This is a genomic window from Achromobacter sp. (assembly GCF_050285565.1).
GTDB lineage: Bacteria > Pseudomonadota > Gammaproteobacteria > Burkholderiales > Burkholderiaceae_B > Achromobacter.
Genome location: NZ_JBLZXG010000004.1, coordinates 12,355 through 30,532, shown reverse-complemented (window position 1 = coordinate 30,532; position 18,178 = coordinate 12,355). Strand labels below are relative to the sequence as shown.

Annotated in this window: 18 protein-coding genes; 6 read left to right on the top strand and 12 right to left on the bottom strand. The window is 67.0% G+C overall.

Annotated elements, in window-relative coordinates; translation table 11 throughout:
* Window positions 1-62 precede the first annotated feature (62 nt).
* Window positions 63-737 carry an epoxyqueuosine reductase QueH gene (locus ACN6O8_RS08965; RefSeq protein ID WP_427990721.1) on the top strand — a complete coding sequence of 225 codons (675 nt, stop codon included), beginning with the start codon at window positions 63-65 and terminating at the stop codon, window positions 735-737.
* 21 nt (window positions 738-758) lie between these two features.
* On the opposite strand, the gene ACN6O8_RS08960 is transcribed toward ACN6O8_RS08965, so the two are convergent.
* From ACN6O8_RS08960 to ACN6O8_RS08915, 10 genes are all read right to left on the bottom strand, one after another.
* The gene (locus ACN6O8_RS08960) at window positions 759-1,730 is read right to left on the bottom strand and encodes a helix-turn-helix domain-containing protein (RefSeq protein WP_427990720.1); all 972 of its coding nucleotides are present in this window, start codon (window positions 1,728-1,730) and stop codon (window positions 759-761) included.
* Window positions 1,731-1,880: 150 nt separating this feature from the next.
* Window positions 1,881-2,345 (bottom strand): c-type cytochrome, encoded by a 465-nt coding sequence (locus ACN6O8_RS08955; RefSeq protein WP_427990719.1) that lies wholly within the window; start codon window positions 2,343-2,345, stop codon window positions 1,881-1,883.
* Window positions 2,346-2,440: 95 nt separating this feature from the next.
* On the bottom strand, window positions 2,441-2,956 hold the full coding sequence (locus ACN6O8_RS08950) for a methylamine dehydrogenase light chain (RefSeq protein WP_427990718.1): 516 nt from the start codon (window positions 2,954-2,956) through the stop codon (window positions 2,441-2,443).
* Window positions 2,940-3,578 carry a methylamine dehydrogenase accessory protein MauD gene (gene mauD, locus ACN6O8_RS08945; protein ID WP_427990717.1) on the bottom strand — a complete coding sequence of 213 codons (639 nt, stop codon included), beginning with the start codon at window positions 3,576-3,578 and terminating at the stop codon, window positions 2,940-2,942. The genes ACN6O8_RS08950 and mauD overlap by 17 nt, the downstream gene beginning before the upstream one ends.
* Window positions 3,579-3,598: 20 nt before the next feature.
* Window positions 3,599-4,156, bottom strand: coding sequence for a MauE/DoxX family redox-associated membrane protein (locus ACN6O8_RS08940; RefSeq protein WP_427990716.1), 558 nt, complete (start codon window positions 4,154-4,156; stop codon window positions 3,599-3,601).
* Window positions 4,153-5,343 carry an amine dehydrogenase large subunit gene (locus ACN6O8_RS08935; protein ID WP_427990715.1) on the bottom strand — a complete coding sequence of 397 codons (1,191 nt, stop codon included), beginning with the start codon at window positions 5,341-5,343 and terminating at the stop codon, window positions 4,153-4,155. Before ACN6O8_RS08935 ends, ACN6O8_RS08940 begins: the two co-directional genes overlap by 4 nt.
* 31 nt (window positions 5,344-5,374) lie before the next feature.
* Window positions 5,375-6,256, bottom strand: coding sequence for a transporter (locus tag ACN6O8_RS08930; RefSeq protein ID WP_427990714.1), 882 nt, complete (start codon window positions 6,254-6,256; stop codon window positions 5,375-5,377).
* A 69-nt stretch (window positions 6,257-6,325) separates the two neighbouring features.
* Entirely contained in the window at window positions 6,326-7,834 is a 1,509-nt protein-coding gene (locus ACN6O8_RS08925) for an aldehyde dehydrogenase family protein (RefSeq protein WP_427990713.1), read from the bottom strand.
* 162 nt (window positions 7,835-7,996) lie between these two features.
* On the bottom strand, window positions 7,997-8,986 hold the full coding sequence (locus ACN6O8_RS08920) for a quinone oxidoreductase family protein (protein WP_427990712.1): 990 nt from the start codon (window positions 8,984-8,986) through the stop codon (window positions 7,997-7,999).
* 50 nt (window positions 8,987-9,036) lie between these two features.
* Complete coding sequence (locus ACN6O8_RS08915) at window positions 9,037-10,017, bottom strand: DMT family transporter (RefSeq protein ID WP_427990711.1); 981 nt, start codon at window positions 10,015-10,017, stop codon at window positions 9,037-9,039.
* Between the two features lie 110 nt (window positions 10,018-10,127).
* Between ACN6O8_RS08915 and ACN6O8_RS08910 the strand changes: the two genes are divergently transcribed.
* From ACN6O8_RS08910 to ACN6O8_RS08890, 5 genes are all read left to right on the top strand, one after another.
* A complete protein-coding gene (locus ACN6O8_RS08910; RefSeq protein ID WP_427990710.1) occupies window positions 10,128-11,018 on the top strand; it encodes a DMT family transporter in 891 nt (296 codons plus the stop codon).
* A 31-nt stretch (window positions 11,019-11,049) separates the two neighbouring features.
* Window positions 11,050-11,550 carry a MarR family winged helix-turn-helix transcriptional regulator gene (locus tag ACN6O8_RS08905; protein WP_427990709.1) on the top strand — a complete coding sequence of 167 codons (501 nt, stop codon included), beginning with the start codon at window positions 11,050-11,052 and terminating at the stop codon, window positions 11,548-11,550.
* A gap of 105 nt (window positions 11,551-11,655) precedes the next feature.
* Window positions 11,656-13,074 carry an efflux transporter outer membrane subunit gene (locus ACN6O8_RS08900; protein ID WP_427990708.1) on the top strand — a complete coding sequence of 473 codons (1,419 nt, stop codon included), beginning with the start codon at window positions 11,656-11,658 and terminating at the stop codon, window positions 13,072-13,074.
* A 20-nt stretch (window positions 13,075-13,094) separates the two neighbouring features.
* Complete coding sequence (locus ACN6O8_RS08895) at window positions 13,095-14,354, top strand: HlyD family efflux transporter periplasmic adaptor subunit (protein WP_427990707.1); 1,260 nt, start codon at window positions 13,095-13,097, stop codon at window positions 14,352-14,354.
* A gap of 12 nt (window positions 14,355-14,366) precedes the next feature.
* Window positions 14,367-15,989 (top strand): DHA2 family efflux MFS transporter permease subunit, encoded by a 1,623-nt coding sequence (locus ACN6O8_RS08890; protein WP_427990706.1) that lies wholly within the window; start codon window positions 14,367-14,369, stop codon window positions 15,987-15,989.
* Window positions 15,990-16,037: 48 nt separating this feature from the next.
* On the opposite strand, the gene ACN6O8_RS08885 is transcribed toward ACN6O8_RS08890, so the two are convergent.
* Entirely contained in the window at window positions 16,038-17,021 is a 984-nt protein-coding gene (locus ACN6O8_RS08885; RefSeq protein WP_427990705.1) for a hypothetical protein, read from the bottom strand.
* 2 nt (window positions 17,022-17,023) lie between these two features.
* Complete coding sequence (locus ACN6O8_RS08880) at window positions 17,024-18,091, bottom strand: tartrate dehydrogenase (RefSeq protein WP_427990704.1); 1,068 nt, start codon at window positions 18,089-18,091, stop codon at window positions 17,024-17,026.
* Between the last annotated feature and the right edge of the window lie 87 nt (window positions 18,092-18,178).

The following is an 18,178-nucleotide window of genomic DNA, read 5'->3' as shown; positions in this document are numbered from 1 at the left end:
CGGCCATGGCGGCAACTGGGCGTAAAATAAGGAGTTTTCCGCCTCACTGCCTGTTTTTCGCCATGTCCGAATTCGTGCGCCCCAAACTCGACCTGCCCGCCGGCCGCCGCAAGGTGCTGCTGCACTCGTGCTGCGCGCCCTGTTCCGGCGAAGTCATGGAAGCCATGACGGCTTCCGGCATCGATTACGCCATCTACTTCTACAACCCGAACATCCATCCGGTCAAAGAGTACGAGATCCGCAAGCAGGAGAACATCCGCTTCGCCGAACAGCACGGCATCGAATTCATCGACGCCGACTACGACATGGACAACTGGTTCGAGCGCGTCAAGGGCATGGAAAACGCCCCCGAACGCGGCGAACGCTGCACCGCCTGCTTCGACATGCGCTTTGAGCGCACCGCGCTGTACGCCCACGAGCACGGCTTCGACACCATCACCAGTTCGCTCGGCATCTCGCGCTGGAAGGACATGAACCAGATCAACGGCTGCGGCGAACGCGCGGCGGCGCGCTACGACGACCTGGTCTACTGGACGTACAACTGGCGCAAGGGCGGCGGCTCGTCGCGCATGATCGAGATCAGCAAGCGCGAGAACTTCTACCAGCAGGAATATTGCGGCTGCGTCTATTCGCTGCGCGACACCAACCGCCATCGCCGCGCCCAGGGCCGCGAGCGCATCCACATCGGCGTAAAGTTCTACGGCAAGGAAGACCTGATCAACGCGGAAGACCTCTGAGGCCGCCCCGGATCCGGGCGGTCAGGCCGGTTCGCCCGGCTGGCGGCCCCGGCGCCGGTACTCCGACGGCGACACCCCGAAGCGATTGCGGAAGGCGTGACTGAACCGCGCCGCGTCCGAAAACCCATGGCGGAAGGCGATCTCGCCGATCTGCCGCGTGCTCTGCGCGGCATCGGCCAGCATGTCGCGGCAGCGTTCGAGGCGGGCGCCCAAAATGAAGTCGGCCGGTGTGCTGGCGGCCTGCGCGAACAGGTTGTACAGATAGCGCCGTGAAACGCGCAATGCCGCGGCCGCCGTCGCCGGCGACAAGTCCGGATCGTGCAGGTTCTCGATCAGGTATTGCTGCACGCGCCGCAGCTGCGCCTGCCGCAATTCGGCCGGATCCTGCGAACCGCCGCCGCCGGCGCGCTCACTGATGTCCAGCCCCATCATCTGCATGACCGCATTGGCAGCGTCGCGCGCCGCGCTGTCGGACAGGTTGGCGTGCTCGCTCAGGGCCACCCGCAGCAGATCCATGGCCATGCGGCCGCAACCGTGGCGGGCGCTGAAGCTGCGCGCCACCGCGTTGCGCATGGCCGGCAGCCAGGCCTCGGACTGCTTGCCGGGCACCTGCATCACGAGGAAATGCGCGTTGTCGTCGACATCCACCTCGTAGGGGCGGGTGGTATCGTAAATGCCCCATTCTCCCGGCATCAGCAAGGCAGTGCGCGCCGCCTGGCGGATTTCGCTGCGGCCGTCGAGCTGCAGCGTCACCTTGTAGCCGGACGCCTCGGCCCGATCGGCCAGCGACTTGGTGCGCCGCACACGCTGCGCGCCGGTGCGCATTTCACAGATCTGCATCCACCCCAGCGCATCGACCGCCACGCTGCTGCGAAAGTGCTTGGGATCGGCCGCCGACACTTCCAGCGGTACGAACGTGTTGCTGATGTTTTCCTTCCAACTGGCGCAATCCAGGAACTGCTGGGGCGCGCTGCGTACGAGGGGGGCTGACATGGCGACTCCGGCGCGCGGCGTGGAACAAATAGCGATCTTCTTTCTATCACCGAGCCCCGGGCGCGGAGTATCCGTGACAACCCCTACGGCACGGCGGCATTGCGAAGGCCGTCGCGGCACTCGACCCGGGCAGGCCCGCGCCAGGCGGCCTCAGGGCTTGCGGGCGCTGCCGTACGAATAGTCGGACAGGGCAAAGCCCAGCGCCGCCAGTTCGCGCGCCAAGCCATGGCGCACCGGCACCACATCGTCATAGCGACGCGGCCGGGCCGCCGCCACCTCGCGCTCGGTGTAGGGCTGAAAGCCGGCCGCCAACTGCGCCGGGCTGAACGTGCGCAGCAGCCAGTTCAGCACATTGGCCAGTTCGGCATCGTCCAACTGCGAATAGGCGGCCCCCGGGACCCGGATCAGGTATTCGCGGCCAGCGGGCAACTGTGTGAACGCCCCCACCGAATTGCGGAAGTCCGGAATGCCGTGCGGCGTGCTGCCGCGGCCGTCGACCCGGTGGCAGCCGGCGCATTGCAGCACGTAGTCGGCACGGGCGGCCTGCCACAAGGTGTCGGCCCCGGGGCGCGGCGCGGCCGGCGCCGTATCGCCAGCGGCGGCATCGCATGCCATGCCCAGCCCGGCCACGAGCGCCGCCGCGCAGGCCAGCCCGGCGGCGCCACCCGTGCGCCGCCGTGCCCTGCCCCTATTTCTTCCCGCCGCGCCGTTCATGGCTTCTTCTTGGCCAACCCCACGATCACGGAGGTGGTGCAATGGAAGATGGAGGATTCGTTCGACATGCACCAGTTGACATCGTTGTGCAGGAACATCTGGTAGCCCGGCCGCTCGCGCTCGGCCGAGGCGCACATGCATTTGCCGCAGGCGGTCTTGCCGCAGCAGTCGTTGTAGCTGATGAGATAGTCCTTGCCGTCCAGCGGATTGTGGCAGGTGCCGACCCACGACACCGCCGACGGCGAGGTACCCGGCGGGCATGACGTCATGCTGCCGCCGCAGCACGAGCACAGGAACCCGTCGACGGCGCAATAGCGCCAATAGTCGCAGGCGGTCTCGTCGGTCTGCGGCTTTCCGGCCGCGGCGGGCGCGGCGCGCGCCACCGGCAGCACCGGCACCAGGAAGGCGGTGCCGACCAGCACGCGGCCGATGCGGTTGAGCACGCTGCGCCGCGAGGTGGTGTGGGCGACCGAGCGCGCGGCGCGCTCGCCAAGCTTATCCAACCAGAGCATTGCTGTTCTCCTTGCGCGAAACACGGGTTTCCTGCAGCGCGCCGCCAGCCAGGAATTCCTGCACCGAGGCCACGCCCAGCTCCTTGGCCGTGAACAGGCTTTCGAGCTGTTCGCGGGAATTGATCAGGCCCTTGGCGCGAATCACGCCGGACTCGTCGATCAGCACCGCATACGGCAGCTTGCTGATCTGGAATTTCATGCCGAGCTCGGTCGACAGCAGGTAGGGAAAGCGCTCCAGACCCGCCTGGCGATAGAACGCCAGGTGCTCGGGCATCTCGCCATCGCTGGCCAGGACGATGCGCAACCAGGCGCGCTCGGTGGCGGCCACCGACTTGAGGATGGGCAGGAGCTTCTTGCACACCGGGCAGGTCGGCGACAGGAAGAACAGCAACTGGCTGTGCTGGCCGCGTTCGCCGATCGTCAAGCGCCGGCCCAGCAGGTCGGCCAGCTCGAACCGCGGCGCGGCATCGCCCACCGCCGGCCCCTTGTCCATGGTCAACGCCCCCATCGGCGCGACGCGCTCGTACAACAGGCCGATCTGGCGCGACAGCGCCAGGATGACCAGCAGCAGGCACAACACCACGCCCCACAGCAGAAAATTGGAAATGATCAAGGCTTCCATATCGTGTCGCTCCGTTGTTCCTAGATATGCAACTGCCGCAGCTTCAGGTGCGAGGCCAGCAGGTGGTTGGCGGTGAAGTACAGGGCCACGGCGCTCATCGCCAGGCCGAAGACCGAGGCCGCGTCGGCCCATTGCAGGCTGCGCGAGGCGCCCTGCGCGGCGGCGAACACCGGCAGCGTCCACAGCGCCAGCAGCGCGTTGCGCGCCACCATCCACCAGGACAGCCCGGCGCCGCGCGCCGCCGCGCCGCGCATGGCCGGGCCGCCGCAGCCGCAATCGATGTCGCGGCGGCCGCGCGCCAGGTTAAGCGCGACACCGGCAGTGGCCAGGGCCAGCACCAGCAGCGCCAGCATGGCCCCGGACGCACGCAGGCCGGGCACCAGCAGCAAGGCGCCGGCAAGCGCTTCGGCCAGCACGTAGCTCCAGGCGAACAGGCCGCCCAGGCGCGCCGGCACGATCTGATAGGCCTGCACAGCAGTGAAGAACGCGGCCATGTCCTTGAGCTTTTCCAGCGCGCCCAACAGCAGCACGCAGGCCAGCGCGGCACTGGCGGCGTAGAGCAGGACGGGATCGGTCATCGGGCGCCTCCCGGTTGCGGCTCGACCTGCAAGGCGGTTTCGCCCGCGCCCTGAATGGTGCCCTTGAACACCGGCGCGGCCGGCGCTGCGTCATAGATGTTGACGTTGCCGCCGTCGATGGTGAACAGGCGCGGCTTGTCGTCCTGCGACACCGACATCGACAGTGCATTCTTGCCGGGAATCCGCGCCAGCCGCTTGTGCGTGGCCAGGTCGTAGACCCAGATCTCGGCGGCCGGGGTCTTGTGCGAGCCTTCGGCGCCATTCGGATGCATGCCGACGTACAGGCGCTTGTTGGCGCGGTTCACCGCCAGCAGGTTGTAGCCCCCGGGCCGCCAACCGCGATCCTTGCCGGAGGCGTCCAGCAGCGACCAGCGTTCGCCGAAGCGGGCCTCGGCGCCGCTGAAGTCGGCGCTGTAGACGTTGCCGTTGTAGGAGACGAAGTAGAAGGTATCGCCCAACCTGTCGGTATGCGTGAAGATCGGGTCCTGCTCGACCTCGAACATGGGCTTGCTGCGCTGCTGGCCGGAAGGCTTGCCGGCCGCGTCCAGATCCACCGTGACGAACGAGCCGTCACCGCAGATACTGGCGAAACTGCGCGGCCGCGACGGCGGCACGATGATGCTCCAGCAGCCCGCGGCGGCCGTCACCTCATCGGCGAACGCGCGCGCCTTCAGGTCCACCACCGTCACCGACGAGGCCGGCGTGGCGTTCTGCACGAACAGCAGGCCGCCGTCGGCGCTCTGCTGCAGGTAGTTGCGATAGTTCAACGCCTGGGCGCGCTTCTGCGGAATCGGCACCTCATACTTGGGCGTCAGCGTCTCGGCGTCCCAGGCCTCGACCACGTCGGTGCGCTTGCCGCGGTTCAGGCGCTCGTAGTAGGTGGTCATGATGTAGATGTCCTTGCCGTCCGCCGACACCGTCATGTGACCGTTGAACGACGCGGGCACCAGCCCCAGGAATTTCAGGGTGTCACCGTCGTAGAGGTTGACGCGGCTGTCGACCAGGTGATTGAACACCGCGTCCATCACGTACAGCCGGTGCGGCGTGGCCGGCGGCAGGCGGGTGCCGCCCTTGAGTTCCTCGACCGGCAGGTCGGCGCGGGCAAGTCCGGCGGCCGCCGCCAGGGCCGCGCACAGCGCCCATTTGCCGGCCCGCGCGATCCTCCCGTTGGCACAAAGCGCAATCATTCGATCTCTCCTGGTGTCATGTCCCTTGCTCCTAGAAGGCATAGACGTAGCGCATCTGCACGCCCCGCATGCGCGGACCGTTCTCGACCTTCAGGTCGTGGATGTACTGCATCTGGATCTGGTTGGCGTCGTTGATCTGGTGGGTCAGTTCCAACGCCAGCTGGTGGTTGCGCGCCCGGCTTGTCACGGTTTCACCGCCGGCGCGCTCGCGCCCGCCGGTCTCGTAGCGGTAGCGGATGCCGGTGTAAGTGTCGGGCGTGAGGTTGGTGGAGGCCAGCGCGAAAAAGCGCAAGGAAGGGTCCTTCTTGAGCGTCTGGCTCATCCAGTCGGTATTGCGGCCGTAGATTTCCACCTCGGCGATGGCCTCCAGGAAGGTGGACTCGCCCACGCCCTTGACGAACGAAAAATCCTGGATGGTGGACCAGCGGTTCTTGCCCGGCGAAGTGTCCGGGCGCGAGCCATCGTAACGCCCCACCGGCGCCACCACGAAGGGCTCCCAGGCGAACCAGGTCTTGGTGTGCTCGTTGTTGTAGAGCCAGATCGCGGAACCCAGGGTGACATCGCCGATGCCGCTCTGGCGGTCGCGCGAGGCGCCCGGCAACTCCATTGTGGTGCGCGTCACCGGCACGATGAATTCGAGCTGCACCGTCTTGCCGAAGAAGTCCCGGTAATGCATCTGGCGGTAGATCAGCGCGTCCACGTCCACCGAGGCGCCATCGATGCGCTTGCCGGCGGAATACAACCCGGAAGACCGCAATCCGGTCAGATAGCCGGCGATGATGTTGGTTCCCACCGGCGCCGGTATCCAGTCACGCGCGCTGGGGTCTCCGGCCCACGCCGTCTGCGCCGTGGCCAGGCATGCCAGCAGCAATGCTGCGCGCGCCCGGACCCGGCCATTGGTTTTGCCTGCCATGCACTTCCCCTTGGTTGCGCGGCCTCGCGCGCGCCGGTATCTCCCGGCTTGTCTCGCGCGGCCGTCGGTCTAGTAAGCGATACAAACGGACTTCTTCTCCAAATACAGGTCGAGCACCGCGCGGCCGTGTTCACGGCCCACGCCCGACTGCTTGAAACCGCCGAACGGCATGTTCGGATCCAGCATGTTGTGGGTGTTGATCCAGAGCGTGCCCGCATCGATGCGCGGGATCAGCCGCTGGACCCGCGTCAGGTCGTTGCTCCAGAGGCTGGCGCCCAGGCCGAAGGCGCTGTCGTTGGCCAGCCGTACGGCGTCTTCCAACGTGTCGAAGGACTGGGCCACCACCACCGGCCCGAAAATCTCCTCGCGGGCGATGCGAGCGTCCTGCGGCAGGTCCGCGAACACCGTGGGCCGCACGAAATAGCCGGCGCCCTCGCCGGCACCGCCACCGGCCAGCACCTTGCCGCCCTCGGCGCGGCCGATACCGATGTAATCCAGCACGCGCTGTTGGTGGCGCGCCGACACCAGCGGCCCGACCTGGGTGTCGGGCGCGAAACCGGAACCCAGCTTCATGCCGGCGGCCAGGCCGGCCAGCCGCTCCACCACCTTGGCGTAGAGACCCTTCTGCACATACAGCCGCGCCCCGGCGGTGCAGACCTGGCCCTGGTTGAAGAAGATGGCCGCGGCCGCGCCCTGCGCCGCCACGTCGGGGTCACAGTCGTCGAGCACAATCACGGGCGACTTGCCGCCCAGTTCCAGCGACACCCGCTTCATGTCGTCCATGGCGGCACGACCGATCAGCTTGCCGACCTCGGTGGAGCCGGTGAAGGCGATCTTGTCCACGCCCGGATGCGCCACCAGCGCCGCGCCGGCGGTCTCGCCCCGGCCGGTCACCACGTTGACCACCCCCGGCGGAAAGCCCGCCTCCAGCACCAGCTCGGCCAGGCGCAAGGCGGTCAACGGCGTTTCCTCGGCGGGTTTGAGCACCACCGTGCACCCGGCGGCCAGCGCCGGCGCGATCTTCCAGATCGCCATCAGCAGCGGGAAATTCCACGGAATGATCGCGGCCACCACGCCCACCGGCTGCGGCAGCGTGTAGGCGCTGTACCGGACGCCGGGCGGAAACGGAATCGACAGGGCCAGCGTGTCGCCGGTCAGCTTGGTGGCCCAGCCCGCCATGTAGCGCAGCCACTGCGCGCCGGCGCCGACCTCCAGCCCTTGGGCCACGCCCAGCAGCTTGCCGTTGTTCAGGGTTTCGAGCCGCGCCAATTCCTCACCGTGGCGTTCCACCAGGTCCGCCAGGTTCAGCAGCAGGCGCTCGCGCCCGGCCGGCAGCATCTCGTGCCACGGACCACTGGCGAACGCCCGGCGCGCGGCCTGCACCGCCAGGTCGATCTGCGCCGGACCGGCGTCCAGCTGCGTGGCGATGACCTCACCGGTCGCCGGGTCATGGACGGCAATCGGCTCGCCCTGTCCCTGGCGCAACGGCTTGCCGTCGACGATCATGTATTCCCGGATGGCGGCCAATTCCGGACGGCCGGAGGCGCAAGCGCTGGCGGTGGGGCGGACGGACGACATACGGAAGGCTCCAACGGATAGGGTCGGGCCAGAATAGCAACGGCCCGGCGCGCTGGCTTGTCCGCCCGTGCATGGTGATTTGTCCCAGTGCGCACAGCCCAAAAAAAAAGCGGGACGCTCGCTGCGTCCCGCCTTGCTGGCGCTGCCCCGGGGCGCGCCGGATCAATCCAGCATCAGCACCGTGGCGCCGGTGGTCTTGCGCGAAGCCAGCGCGGTCTGCGCTTCGCCGGCCTGCTCCAGTTTATAGCGCTGGTCGATGCGGACCTTGATCTTCTTCTTCAGCACCAGATCGAACAACTCGTCCGAGGCCGCCTGCAGCTTCTCCAGCGTGTTGACGTGCACGCCCAGCGACGGACGCGTCACGTACAGACTGCCCTTCTGGTTCAGGATGCCCAGGTTGACGCCCGCCACCGGGCCGGAGGCATTGCCGAAGCTGACCATCAGGCCGCGCGGCTCGATGCAGTCCAGCGAGGTCTCCCAGGTATCCTTGCCGACGCCGTCATACACCACCGGCACCTTCTTGCCGCCCGTCAGTTCGAGCACGCGCTCGACCACGTTCTCGCGCGAGTAGTCGATGGTTTCCCAGGCGCCGTTGGCGCGGGCCAGCTCGGCCTTCTCGGGGCTGGACACGGTGCCGATCAGCTTGACGCCCAGCGCCCGCGCCCATTGGCAGGCGATCAGGCCCACGCCCCCCGCGGCCGCATGGAACAGGATGGTTTCACCGCCTTGCAGGCGGTAAGTCTGGCGGAACAGGTACTGCACCGTCAGCCCCTTGAGCATGAGCGCGGCGGCCTCGTCAAAGCCGATGCCCTTGGGCACCTTCACGACCTGGTTGGCCGGCACGTTGCGGGCCTTGGCGTAGGCGCCGATGGGGCTCTGGCCATAGGCCACCCGGTCGCCCTTCTTCAGGTGCTTGACGTCGGCGCCCACGGCCGTGACCACGCCCGCGCCCTCGAAGCCCAGACCGTGAGGCAGCGGATGGGGATACAAGCCCGTGCGGAAATAGATATCGATGAAGTTCAGCCCGGCCGCGTGCTGGTCGATGGTGACCTCATTGGCGGCCGGCGGCGGCACTTCGACCTCGACCAGTTTCAGGACTTCGGGACCGCCATGCTGCTCGATACGGATTGCCTTGACGAGATTGCTGGCCATGCTGGCCTCCTTTCATTGAGATGTTGCGATTCAAGCGGGAAAACCGGACGTCACCGCGCGGGCGCGCTGCCGCCCGACGCGGTGGGCGGCGCCTTGGCGGCCCCGCCCCCCATCAATACGAATACCCCGGCCAGAACCAGCGCGGTGCCGGCCATCTGCCAGACCGTGACGGGCTCGTGCAGGAACCATGAAGCCAGGAACAACACCGACACCGGCCCCAGCATGCCCAGCAGCGACGCGGTCGGCGCGCCGATCAGCGCCACCGCCCACATCAGCATGAAGACGGGCACCACCGTGTTCAGCGTGGCATGGATGATCGAGTAGCCGTACACGCCCGGCGGCTGGAGCAGCACGGAGGCGGGATGGATCACGAAGAACTGCGCGATGCAGGCCACGCATGACACCAGCATGGCGTACGCCACCAGCCGGGTCGGCCCGATGCGCTTGATCAGCTCCCCGGAACAGATCAGGTACACAGAATAGCTGAGCGCCGAACCGAAAACGAAGAAAGACCCTAATAACACCTCGGCGGAGCCGCCGAAGCTCAGGTCATGGGCGAAAACCAGCACCACGCCGGCATACGACAGCGTCATCGCCAGCCACTGGCGGCGCTCGACCGGTCGCTTGAACCAGAAGGCCGAAATCAGCACAACCAGCGACGGCGACAGAAACAGGATGAGCCGTTCCAGGCTGGCGGTGATGTAGCGCAGGCCGAGGAAATCCAGGAAGCTGGACAGGTAATACCCCAACAGACCCAGCAGGCAGACCTGCAGGCGTTCCTTCCAGGTCATGACGACAATCTCGCCGCGGGCCGCCAGGCGCGACTGATGCCACGCCACCGCCGCGAAAAACGGCATGGCGAACAGCATGCGGAAGGCGATGAGCGTGACCGCGTCGATACCGTAGCGGTAGGTGAACTTGACGACGATGGCCTTGGCCGAAAACAGGATGGCGCCAAGCGCGGCCATGAGGAACCCGGCCGCGCGGCTGGAGGGGCGGGAGACCGGAAAAAGCCTGGCAATACGATTCATGCGATGATTTTAGATTCAGCGCAACGGGATTTGCACGTCCACGCCGCGCTTTTTTAGCCACTTTCCCAGCCCCGCGCGGCCCCGCCGCCGCCCTTGCCTTGCCCTTGCGAATGACCCGACACCGCGCCCTCACCTATATCCATATCGCCGCCGCCCTGTTCGGCCTGACCGGCGTGTTCGGTGAACTGATCCAGGCCAGCGCGGCGGTCATCACGCTGGGCCGGGCCATCTTCGCGGTCATCTCGCTGGGCCTTTTCGCCCGCATGCGCCGCCGCCCGCTGCTCGGCGCCCTGACGCCGGCCCAACTGTTCGTGCTGGTGATCGCCGGCGCCCTGCTGGCGGCCCACTGGGTCACCTTCTTCATTTCGGTCAAGGTGGGCGGCATCGCCATCGCCACGCTGGGCTTTGCCAGCTTCCCCGCCTTCATCACGCTGTTCGAGGGCCTGATCTTCCGCGAACGCGTGCGGCTGGCCGAATGGCTGCTGCTGGGCCTGGTCACTGCCGGCCTGGTGTTGGTCACGCCGTCGTTCGACCTGGCCGACCAGGGCACCATCGGCCTGGCCTGGGGCCTGCTGTCGGGCCTGACCTTCGCCCTGCTGGCCCTGAGCAACCGCCGCTCGGCCTCGGGCATGGATCCGATGCAAGTGGCCTGCTGGCAGAACCTGGTGGTGGCGCTGGTGATGCTGCCGTTCGCCGTCGGCCAGTTGCCCGCCCTGCCCGTCATGGACTGGTTCTGGCTGGCGTTGCTGGGCGTCTTCTGCACCGGCCTGTCGCATTTCCTGTTCGTCTCCAGCCTGACGCGCCTGAACGCCCGCAGCGCCGGCCTGGTGATCGCGCTGGAGCCGGTCTACGCCATCGCCTTCGCCTGGATCCTGTTCAGCCAGCAGCCCACGCTGCGCATGATGGCCGGCGCGGCGCTGATCGTGGCCGCCATCGTCTGGTCCGGGCTGCGCCGGGCACCCGCGCCCACCCCGGAAAGCACGCACCAAAAGCAGCCTTGACAACTACTGCCTAGGCAGTAAAATTTGCGGCATGAATGCCTCGTCACGCCCAGATTCCTCCGAAAGTCCGATTCATTATCGTGGGGACACCCGCTGCATGATGGAAGAGAACGCCGGCTATCTGATCAAGCTCGTCGCCAATTCCCTGAACCGGATGCTGGATCAGGAAATGGCGCCGCTCGATCTCACCGCCATGCAATGGCGCCCCATCGCCATGGTCTCGCTGGGCCGGGCCGACACGCCCGCAGAACTGGCCCGGCTCAATGGTGTAGACACCGGCGCCATGACCCGAACGCTGGACCGGCTCGAGGCCAAGGGCTTGCTGCGCCGGGCCCGCAACCAGCAGGACCGGCGCGTCGTGAAGATCGAACTGACGGAACTCGGCCAGGCCAAGGCGCGCGCGATCCCGCCCAATATCGCCCGCGTGCTGAACCACCACCTGCGCGGCTTTTCCGCCGACGAAGTGACGCAGTTGATGCACTTCCTGCGGCGCATGATCGCCAACGGTTCCGCCTCCGCGCCCGAGCGCTGAGCGCAGCCGGCCCGGTCGCCGCCGCCCCTGCAAAGGGGCTTTATTTGACTTAATATTTGCCTAGGCAAATACAGATTAATCAACTACTTTCAGCAAATTGTCAGGATGAAACGCCTTCTTTCTACCGCATTGGTGCTGGCCTTGAGCGGTTGCGCCCTGATGGAGCCCGGCCCCGCGCCGGTGGCCGCCCTGAATGAAGCCAAGCTGGGATTGACGAGCCAGGCCGTGACTTGGCCCGAGACAAAATGGTGGCAACGCTACGGCGACAGCCAACTCGACACGCTGATGGACGAAGCGCTGGCCAACAGCCCTTCCATGACCGCCGCCCAGGCGCGCCTGGCCAAGGCCAACGCCGCCGTCAGCACGGCCCGCGCGCCGCTGATGCCGCGCGTGGACGCCAACTACACGCTGAACCGCGAGCACCTGTCCAGCGACTACATCTATCCGGCCCCGCTGGGCGGCTCGGTGGCCAGTGACAACCGCCTGGCGCTCGATTTCAGCTACGAGCTCGATTTCTGGGGCAAGAACCGCTCGCACCTGAAGGCCGCGGTCTCGCAACAGGCCGCCGCCGAAGCCGACGCCCAGGCCGCGCGCAACCTGCTGGCCAGCGCCACGGTGCGCGCTTATCTCAACCTGCAGGATGCATTCGCCCAGCGCGAGGTCATCAAGCGCGTGCTGGCCCAGCGCGAGGAAGTGCTGTCACTGACCCGCGGCCGCTACGCCGCCGGCCTGGACACCCAGGTCGAAGTGAAGCAGGCCGAATCGTCGCTGGCCGCCGGCCGGGTCGAGCTGACCCAGACCGAGACCACGCTGGCGCAACTGCGCAACCAGGTCGCGGCGTTGGCCGGCGCCGGCCCGCAGCGCGGCCAGTCGCTGGTGCCGACGACGCTGACCGCCCCCGCCGGCGGCGTGCCAGCCAGCGTGCCGCTGGAACTGCTGGGCCACCGTCCCGACGTGGTCGCGGCGCGCTGGCGCGCCGAGGCCGCCCGCCACCAGATCGACAGCGCCCGCGCCGAGTTCTACCCCAACGTCAATCTGGTGGCCTTTGCCGGCTTCCAGGCAATCGGCACCGGCAACCTGCTCGGCGCCGCCGCCCGCACTGCCGGCATCGGCCCCGCCATCACCCTGCCGATCTTCCACGGCGGCGAGCTGAACGCCAACCTCGCGGGCCGCCGCGCCGACGCCGACCTGGCCGTGTCCGACTACAACCAGACCGTGCTGGACGCCGTGCACCAGGTCGCCGACGCCCTCGACGGCCTGCGCCTGCTGGAACAGGAAAAGGCGCAGCAGCGCCAGGCGCGCGAAGCCATCGAGGCCGCCTACGAGCTGGCCGTCAAGCGCTACAAGGCCGGCATGGGCAACTACCTGACCGTACTGATCGCGCAGACCGGCGTGCTGACCCAGGCGCGCCTGGACACCGACCTGCGCATCCGCGCCTACCAACTCGACGCCAACCTGGCCAACGCGCTGGGCGGCGGCTACCTGCCCGCCCCCATGGCCGACGCCACGCCCCCCACTCATTGAACGCTCCGGATTCAGACGTCATGAACGCAGCCAACCCCACGACCCATCCCGCCCGCAAACGCCTGCTGCTGATCGCCACCGGCGTTTTCATCCTCGTCGCGATCGCCTACGGCATCTGGTGGTTCCTGTTCGGCGCCCACTTCGAAAGCACCGACGACGCCTACGTGCACGGCAACCTGGTGCAGATCACGCCGCAAGTACCCGGCACCGTGGTGGCCATCGAGGCCGACGACACCGAAACCGTCGCCGCCGGCCAGCCGCTAGTGCGCCTGGATCCGGCCGACACGCAAGTCGCCCTGCAACAGGCCGAGGCCAAGCTGGCGCAAACCGTGCGCCAGGTTCGCACCTACTACGTCCAGAACGACGCGTTGGCGGCCGATGTCGACCTGCGCAACGCCGACATCCTGCGCGCCCAGGCAGAGCTGACCCGCGCCCAGAGCGACGTCAGCCGGCGCCAGCAACTGGCCAAGTCCGGCGGCGTCAGCGGCGAGGAAATCCTGCACGCCGAAGCGGCGCTCAAGACCGCGCAGTCCGGCCTGGCCCAGGCCCGCGCCGCGCTGGCCGCCTCGCGCGCCAAGCTGGCGACCAACCAGGCCTTGACCCAGGGCACCACGGTTGCCGACCACCCCGATGTGCGCCAGGCCGTGGCCGGCCTGCGCAACGCCTGGCTGGCGCAATCGCGTACGGTGCTGCCGGCGCCTGTCGGCGGCGTCATCGCCCGCCGCAGCGTGCAGGTGGGCCAGCGCGTGGCGCCCGGTGCCGCGCTCATGACCGTGGTGCCGTTGGATCAGGTCTGGGTCGAAGCCAACTTCAAGGAAGGCCAGTTGCGCAAGATGCGCGTCGGCCAGCCGGTCAAAATGGTCGCCGACCTGTACGGCAGCTCGGTCACCTACCACGGCACCGTCGAGGGGCTGGATGCCGGCACCGGCAGCGCCTTCGCCCTGCTGCCGGCCCAGAACGCCACCGGCAACTGGATCAAGGTGGTGCAACGCGTGCCCGTGCGCATCAAGCTCGATCCCGCAGACCTGAAGACGCACCCGCTGCGCGTGGGCCTGTCGATGGACGTCGAAGTCGACGTCGGCAAGCAGGAAGGCGAAACCCTGGCGGCCGCTGCCCGCAAGGAGCCCGCCTGGTCGACGCGAGCCTTCGAGCCGGCCCATGACGAGGTCGACGCCATGATCGAAAAGATCATCCAGGCCAACCTCGCCTCCGACGAATTCACCCCGCAGGCGGCCGCGTCGCCCGCCCCCAAAGAGGGCTTGGCGCGCGGCGCCAAGTAAGGGAGCGCTCCCATGAGCACCACCGCGCAGCCCGCGGCCGGCGGCGTCCCCGCCGAACCCACCGTCCTGCCGCCCGGCACCTACCCGCCGCTGGAAGGCGCCACCCGCATCATCGGGTCGATCGCCCTGTCCACGGCGGTGTTCATGAACGTGCTGGACACCTCGATCGCGAACGTGTCCATTCCTACGATCTCCGGCGACCTGGGCGTCAGTTCCAGCCAGGGCACCTGGGTCATCACCTCGTTCGCCGTAGCCAACGCCATCACCGTGCCGCTGACCGGCTGGCTGACGCAGCGCTTCGGCCAGGTCCGACTGTTCCTGATCTCCACCCTGTTGTTCGTGCTGGCCTCGTGGCTGTGCGGCTTCTCGCCCTCGCTGGAAGCCCTGATCGCGTTCCGCGTGCTGCAAGGCGCCGTGGCCGGCCCGATGATCCCGCTGTCGCAGACCCTGATGCTGGCCAGCTTCCCCAAGTCCAAGGCAGGCATGGCGCTGGCGGTCTGGTCGATGACCACACTGGTGGCACCGGTCGCCGGGCCGCTGCTGGGCGGCTGGATCTCCGACAACTACACCTGGCCGTGGATTTTCTACATCAACGTCCCGGTCGGCCTGCTGGCCGCCTGGATCAGCTGGCGCATCTACGGCAACCGGGAATCGCTGACCCGCAAACTGCCGATCGACAAGCTCGGCCTCGTGTTGCTGGTGGTGTGGGTCGGCGCGCTGCAGATCATGCTCGACAAGGGCAAAGAACTGGACTGGTTCGCCAGTCCCACCATCATCGCCCTGGCCGCCATCGCCTTCGTGGCCTTCGTGTTCTTCCTGATCTGGGAGCTGACCGACGCCCACCCGGTGGTCGACCTGCGCCTGTTCAAAGTACGCAACTTCACTGTCGGCGCATTGACCCTGGCCGTGGCCTATGGTGTGTTCTTCGGCAACGTGGTGCTGCTGCCACTCTGGTTGCAGAGCTACATGGGCTATACGGCCACCTACGCCGGCATGGTGACCGCGCCAGTGGGCCTGCTGGCCATCCTGCTCACACCCATCGTTGGCAAGATGCTGGCCACGCGCGATCCGCGCCAGATCGTGACCGTGGCGTTCCTGATCTTCGCGCTGGTGTGCTTCATGCGGTCCGGCTTCAACACGCAGACCGACGTGCGCACGCTGATGATCCCCACCATCATCCAGGGCGCGGCGATGGCGGCATTCTTCGTGCCGCTGACCTCGATCACCCTATCCAGCATCGAACCTTGGCGCATCCCGGCCGCCTCCGGCCTGTCGAACTTCCTGCGCCTGACCGCCGGCGCGTTCGGCACCTCGATCGCGACCACGCTGTGGGAAAACCGCGCCACGCTGCACCATGCCCAGCTGACCGAAGTCGCCAAACCCGGCCAGCAGGCGTTCGACCAGACCCTGAACGCGCTGCAAAACGGCGTTGGCATGTCCCACCAGCAGGCGCTCAGCACCGTCGACAGGCTGATCAATGCCCAGGCTTTCACCATGTCGGCGGTGGATGTGTTCTATGCCTCGGCGGTCATCTTCCTGCTGCTGACCGGGCTGGTCTGGTTCGCCCGGCCACGCTCGGCCAGGGCGGGCGGCGGCGGTGGCGGCGCCGCGGAAGCGGCGGCCGGCGCCCACTGAGCACGTGCCGCCCACAGCGCAAGGCCCGGCGAATCGCCGGGCCTTTTTTTATTCCTTTAGCAGCGTCTGCCAGTGCTGCCGCTCGATCACCTCGGGTGGCAAGGCGCTCACCGGCGACAGGTTGATGACCGACACGCCGCGGCTGCGCCACTGGGGCGCGGCGAAGCGGAACGACGGTTCGATCAGGCGAGCGAAATTACGCGTCAGCCGGCTGGTCTGCGGCGTCTCGCCTTCATCGTAGAACCGCATGCCGTGCTGCAGCGTCAGGTCGAGCCCGTGCACGTAGACCTTGCGCGCGCCACCGGAGATCAGCACCTGCAACGCGACATAGGCCACCGTATCCGCGTCGAATACGCCGAGCGAGGCATCGAAGCTGTAGCCCAGGCCCAGCTTCGCATCGAGCAACTGCAGGTCGGGCGATGCCGCGGCCATGCGCGTGAGCACGGCCGGCGCGGCGCTGCGCTGGTAGGCACGCTCGGAAATCAGTTCGATGATACAGACCCGGCAGCGGATGTGTTCCTGCGCAATCCCCTGCATGATGTAGCGCAACACTTCGGGCAATACGTACAGCGTCAGATCGCAGGCGACGATCTCTCGCACCAGGTCGATGCGATCGCGCACGAAGTTCTGGTCGATGATGCAGTAATACTTGAATGGCAACTTGAACTTGCGGGTGAGCGCAATCGAGCCGTTCACGCCCATCACCGCGCGGATGTCGAGGCGGTCGTACGGGATCTCGGCGATCGACGGCCCGCTCAGGATCAGGTGCACCTCTTGATCCTGGGGGTCATAGCCCTGTTCCAGCGGCGTGATGGGCAGCATCCGACCGAATGCGCGAAACCCGCAGATCACGCCGGCGGGATTGCGCCAGATCCGCACGAATGGCCACAGGTGCTGGTTGTGCCGCTGCGTGCGCGAGCGCAGCATGCGGAACAGTTTGCGGGCGAACCGGTCGACGCGACTCCCTCCCACCGGTGTGGGCGGAGAGGAGGCGATGGCGTCGACCATGTTTTCGGCCCCCTGCTGCGGCATTGCTAGATGGTCGCGATCAGCGACGCGATGGCATCGCCGACTTCGACGGTGGACGCGTTGCCCTGCATGTCGCGCGTGCGCGGGCCTTCGGCCAGCACCGTTTCGATGGCGCGCACCACGGCCGCGCTGGCCTCGGGATATCCAAGGAAGTCGAGCATCAGCGCGCCGCTCCAGATCTGGCCGATCGGGTTGGCAATGCCTTTGCCGTAGATGTCGGGTGCGGAACCATGAACGGGCTCGAACAGGGAAGGAAACTTGCGCTCGGGATTCAGATTGGCAGACGGCGCGATGCCGATCGTCCCTGTGCAGGCGGGGCCAAGGTCGGACAGGATATCGCCGAAAAGATTGGAAGCCACGACCACGTCGAACCAGTCAGGATGCTGCACGAAATGCGCGCACAGGATATCGATGTGATATTTGTCCCAGCGCACATCCGGATAGTTCCCGGCCATGGCGGCGACCCGTTGATCCCACCACGGCATCGAAATGGAAATCCCGTTGGACTTGGTGGCCGCCGTCAGATGCTTGCCGCGTTTGCGGGCCAGCTCGAAAGCGAACTTCAGCACGCGATCGGCTCCGACGCGGGTGAACACGCTTTCCTGGATGACGACTTCACGCTCGGTGCCCCCGAACAGAATGCCGCCGCTATTGGAATACTCACCCTCGGTATTTTCCCGCACGATGAAAAAATCGATTTCGCCGGGTTTGCGGCCGGCCAGCGGCGACGGCACGCCGGGCATCAGGCGCACGGGCCGCAGATTGATGTACTGGTCGAACTCGCGGCGGAACTTGAAGAGCGACCCCCACAAGGCCTCGTGGTCGGGCACCGTGGCGGGCCAGCCGATGGCGCCGAAGAAAATCGCCTCGTGCTGGCCGATCTGCTGCTGCCAATCGTCCGGCATCATTTTGCCGTGCTTGGCGTAATAGTCGCAGCTCCAATCAAAATGATCCCACTGGAAGTCGATGCCAAAGCGCGTCGCCACGGCCTCGAGCACCTTCAGACCTTCGGGCACGACTTCCTTGCCAATACCGTCGCCGGGGAGCACTGCAATCTTGTGTTTCGACACCACGCTTTCCTTTGGATTTCCGGGTTATACCGCCCAGAATCATAGGCATAAATGGTGCTAGTGCAACACCCCCAGTTACAAACAACAGAA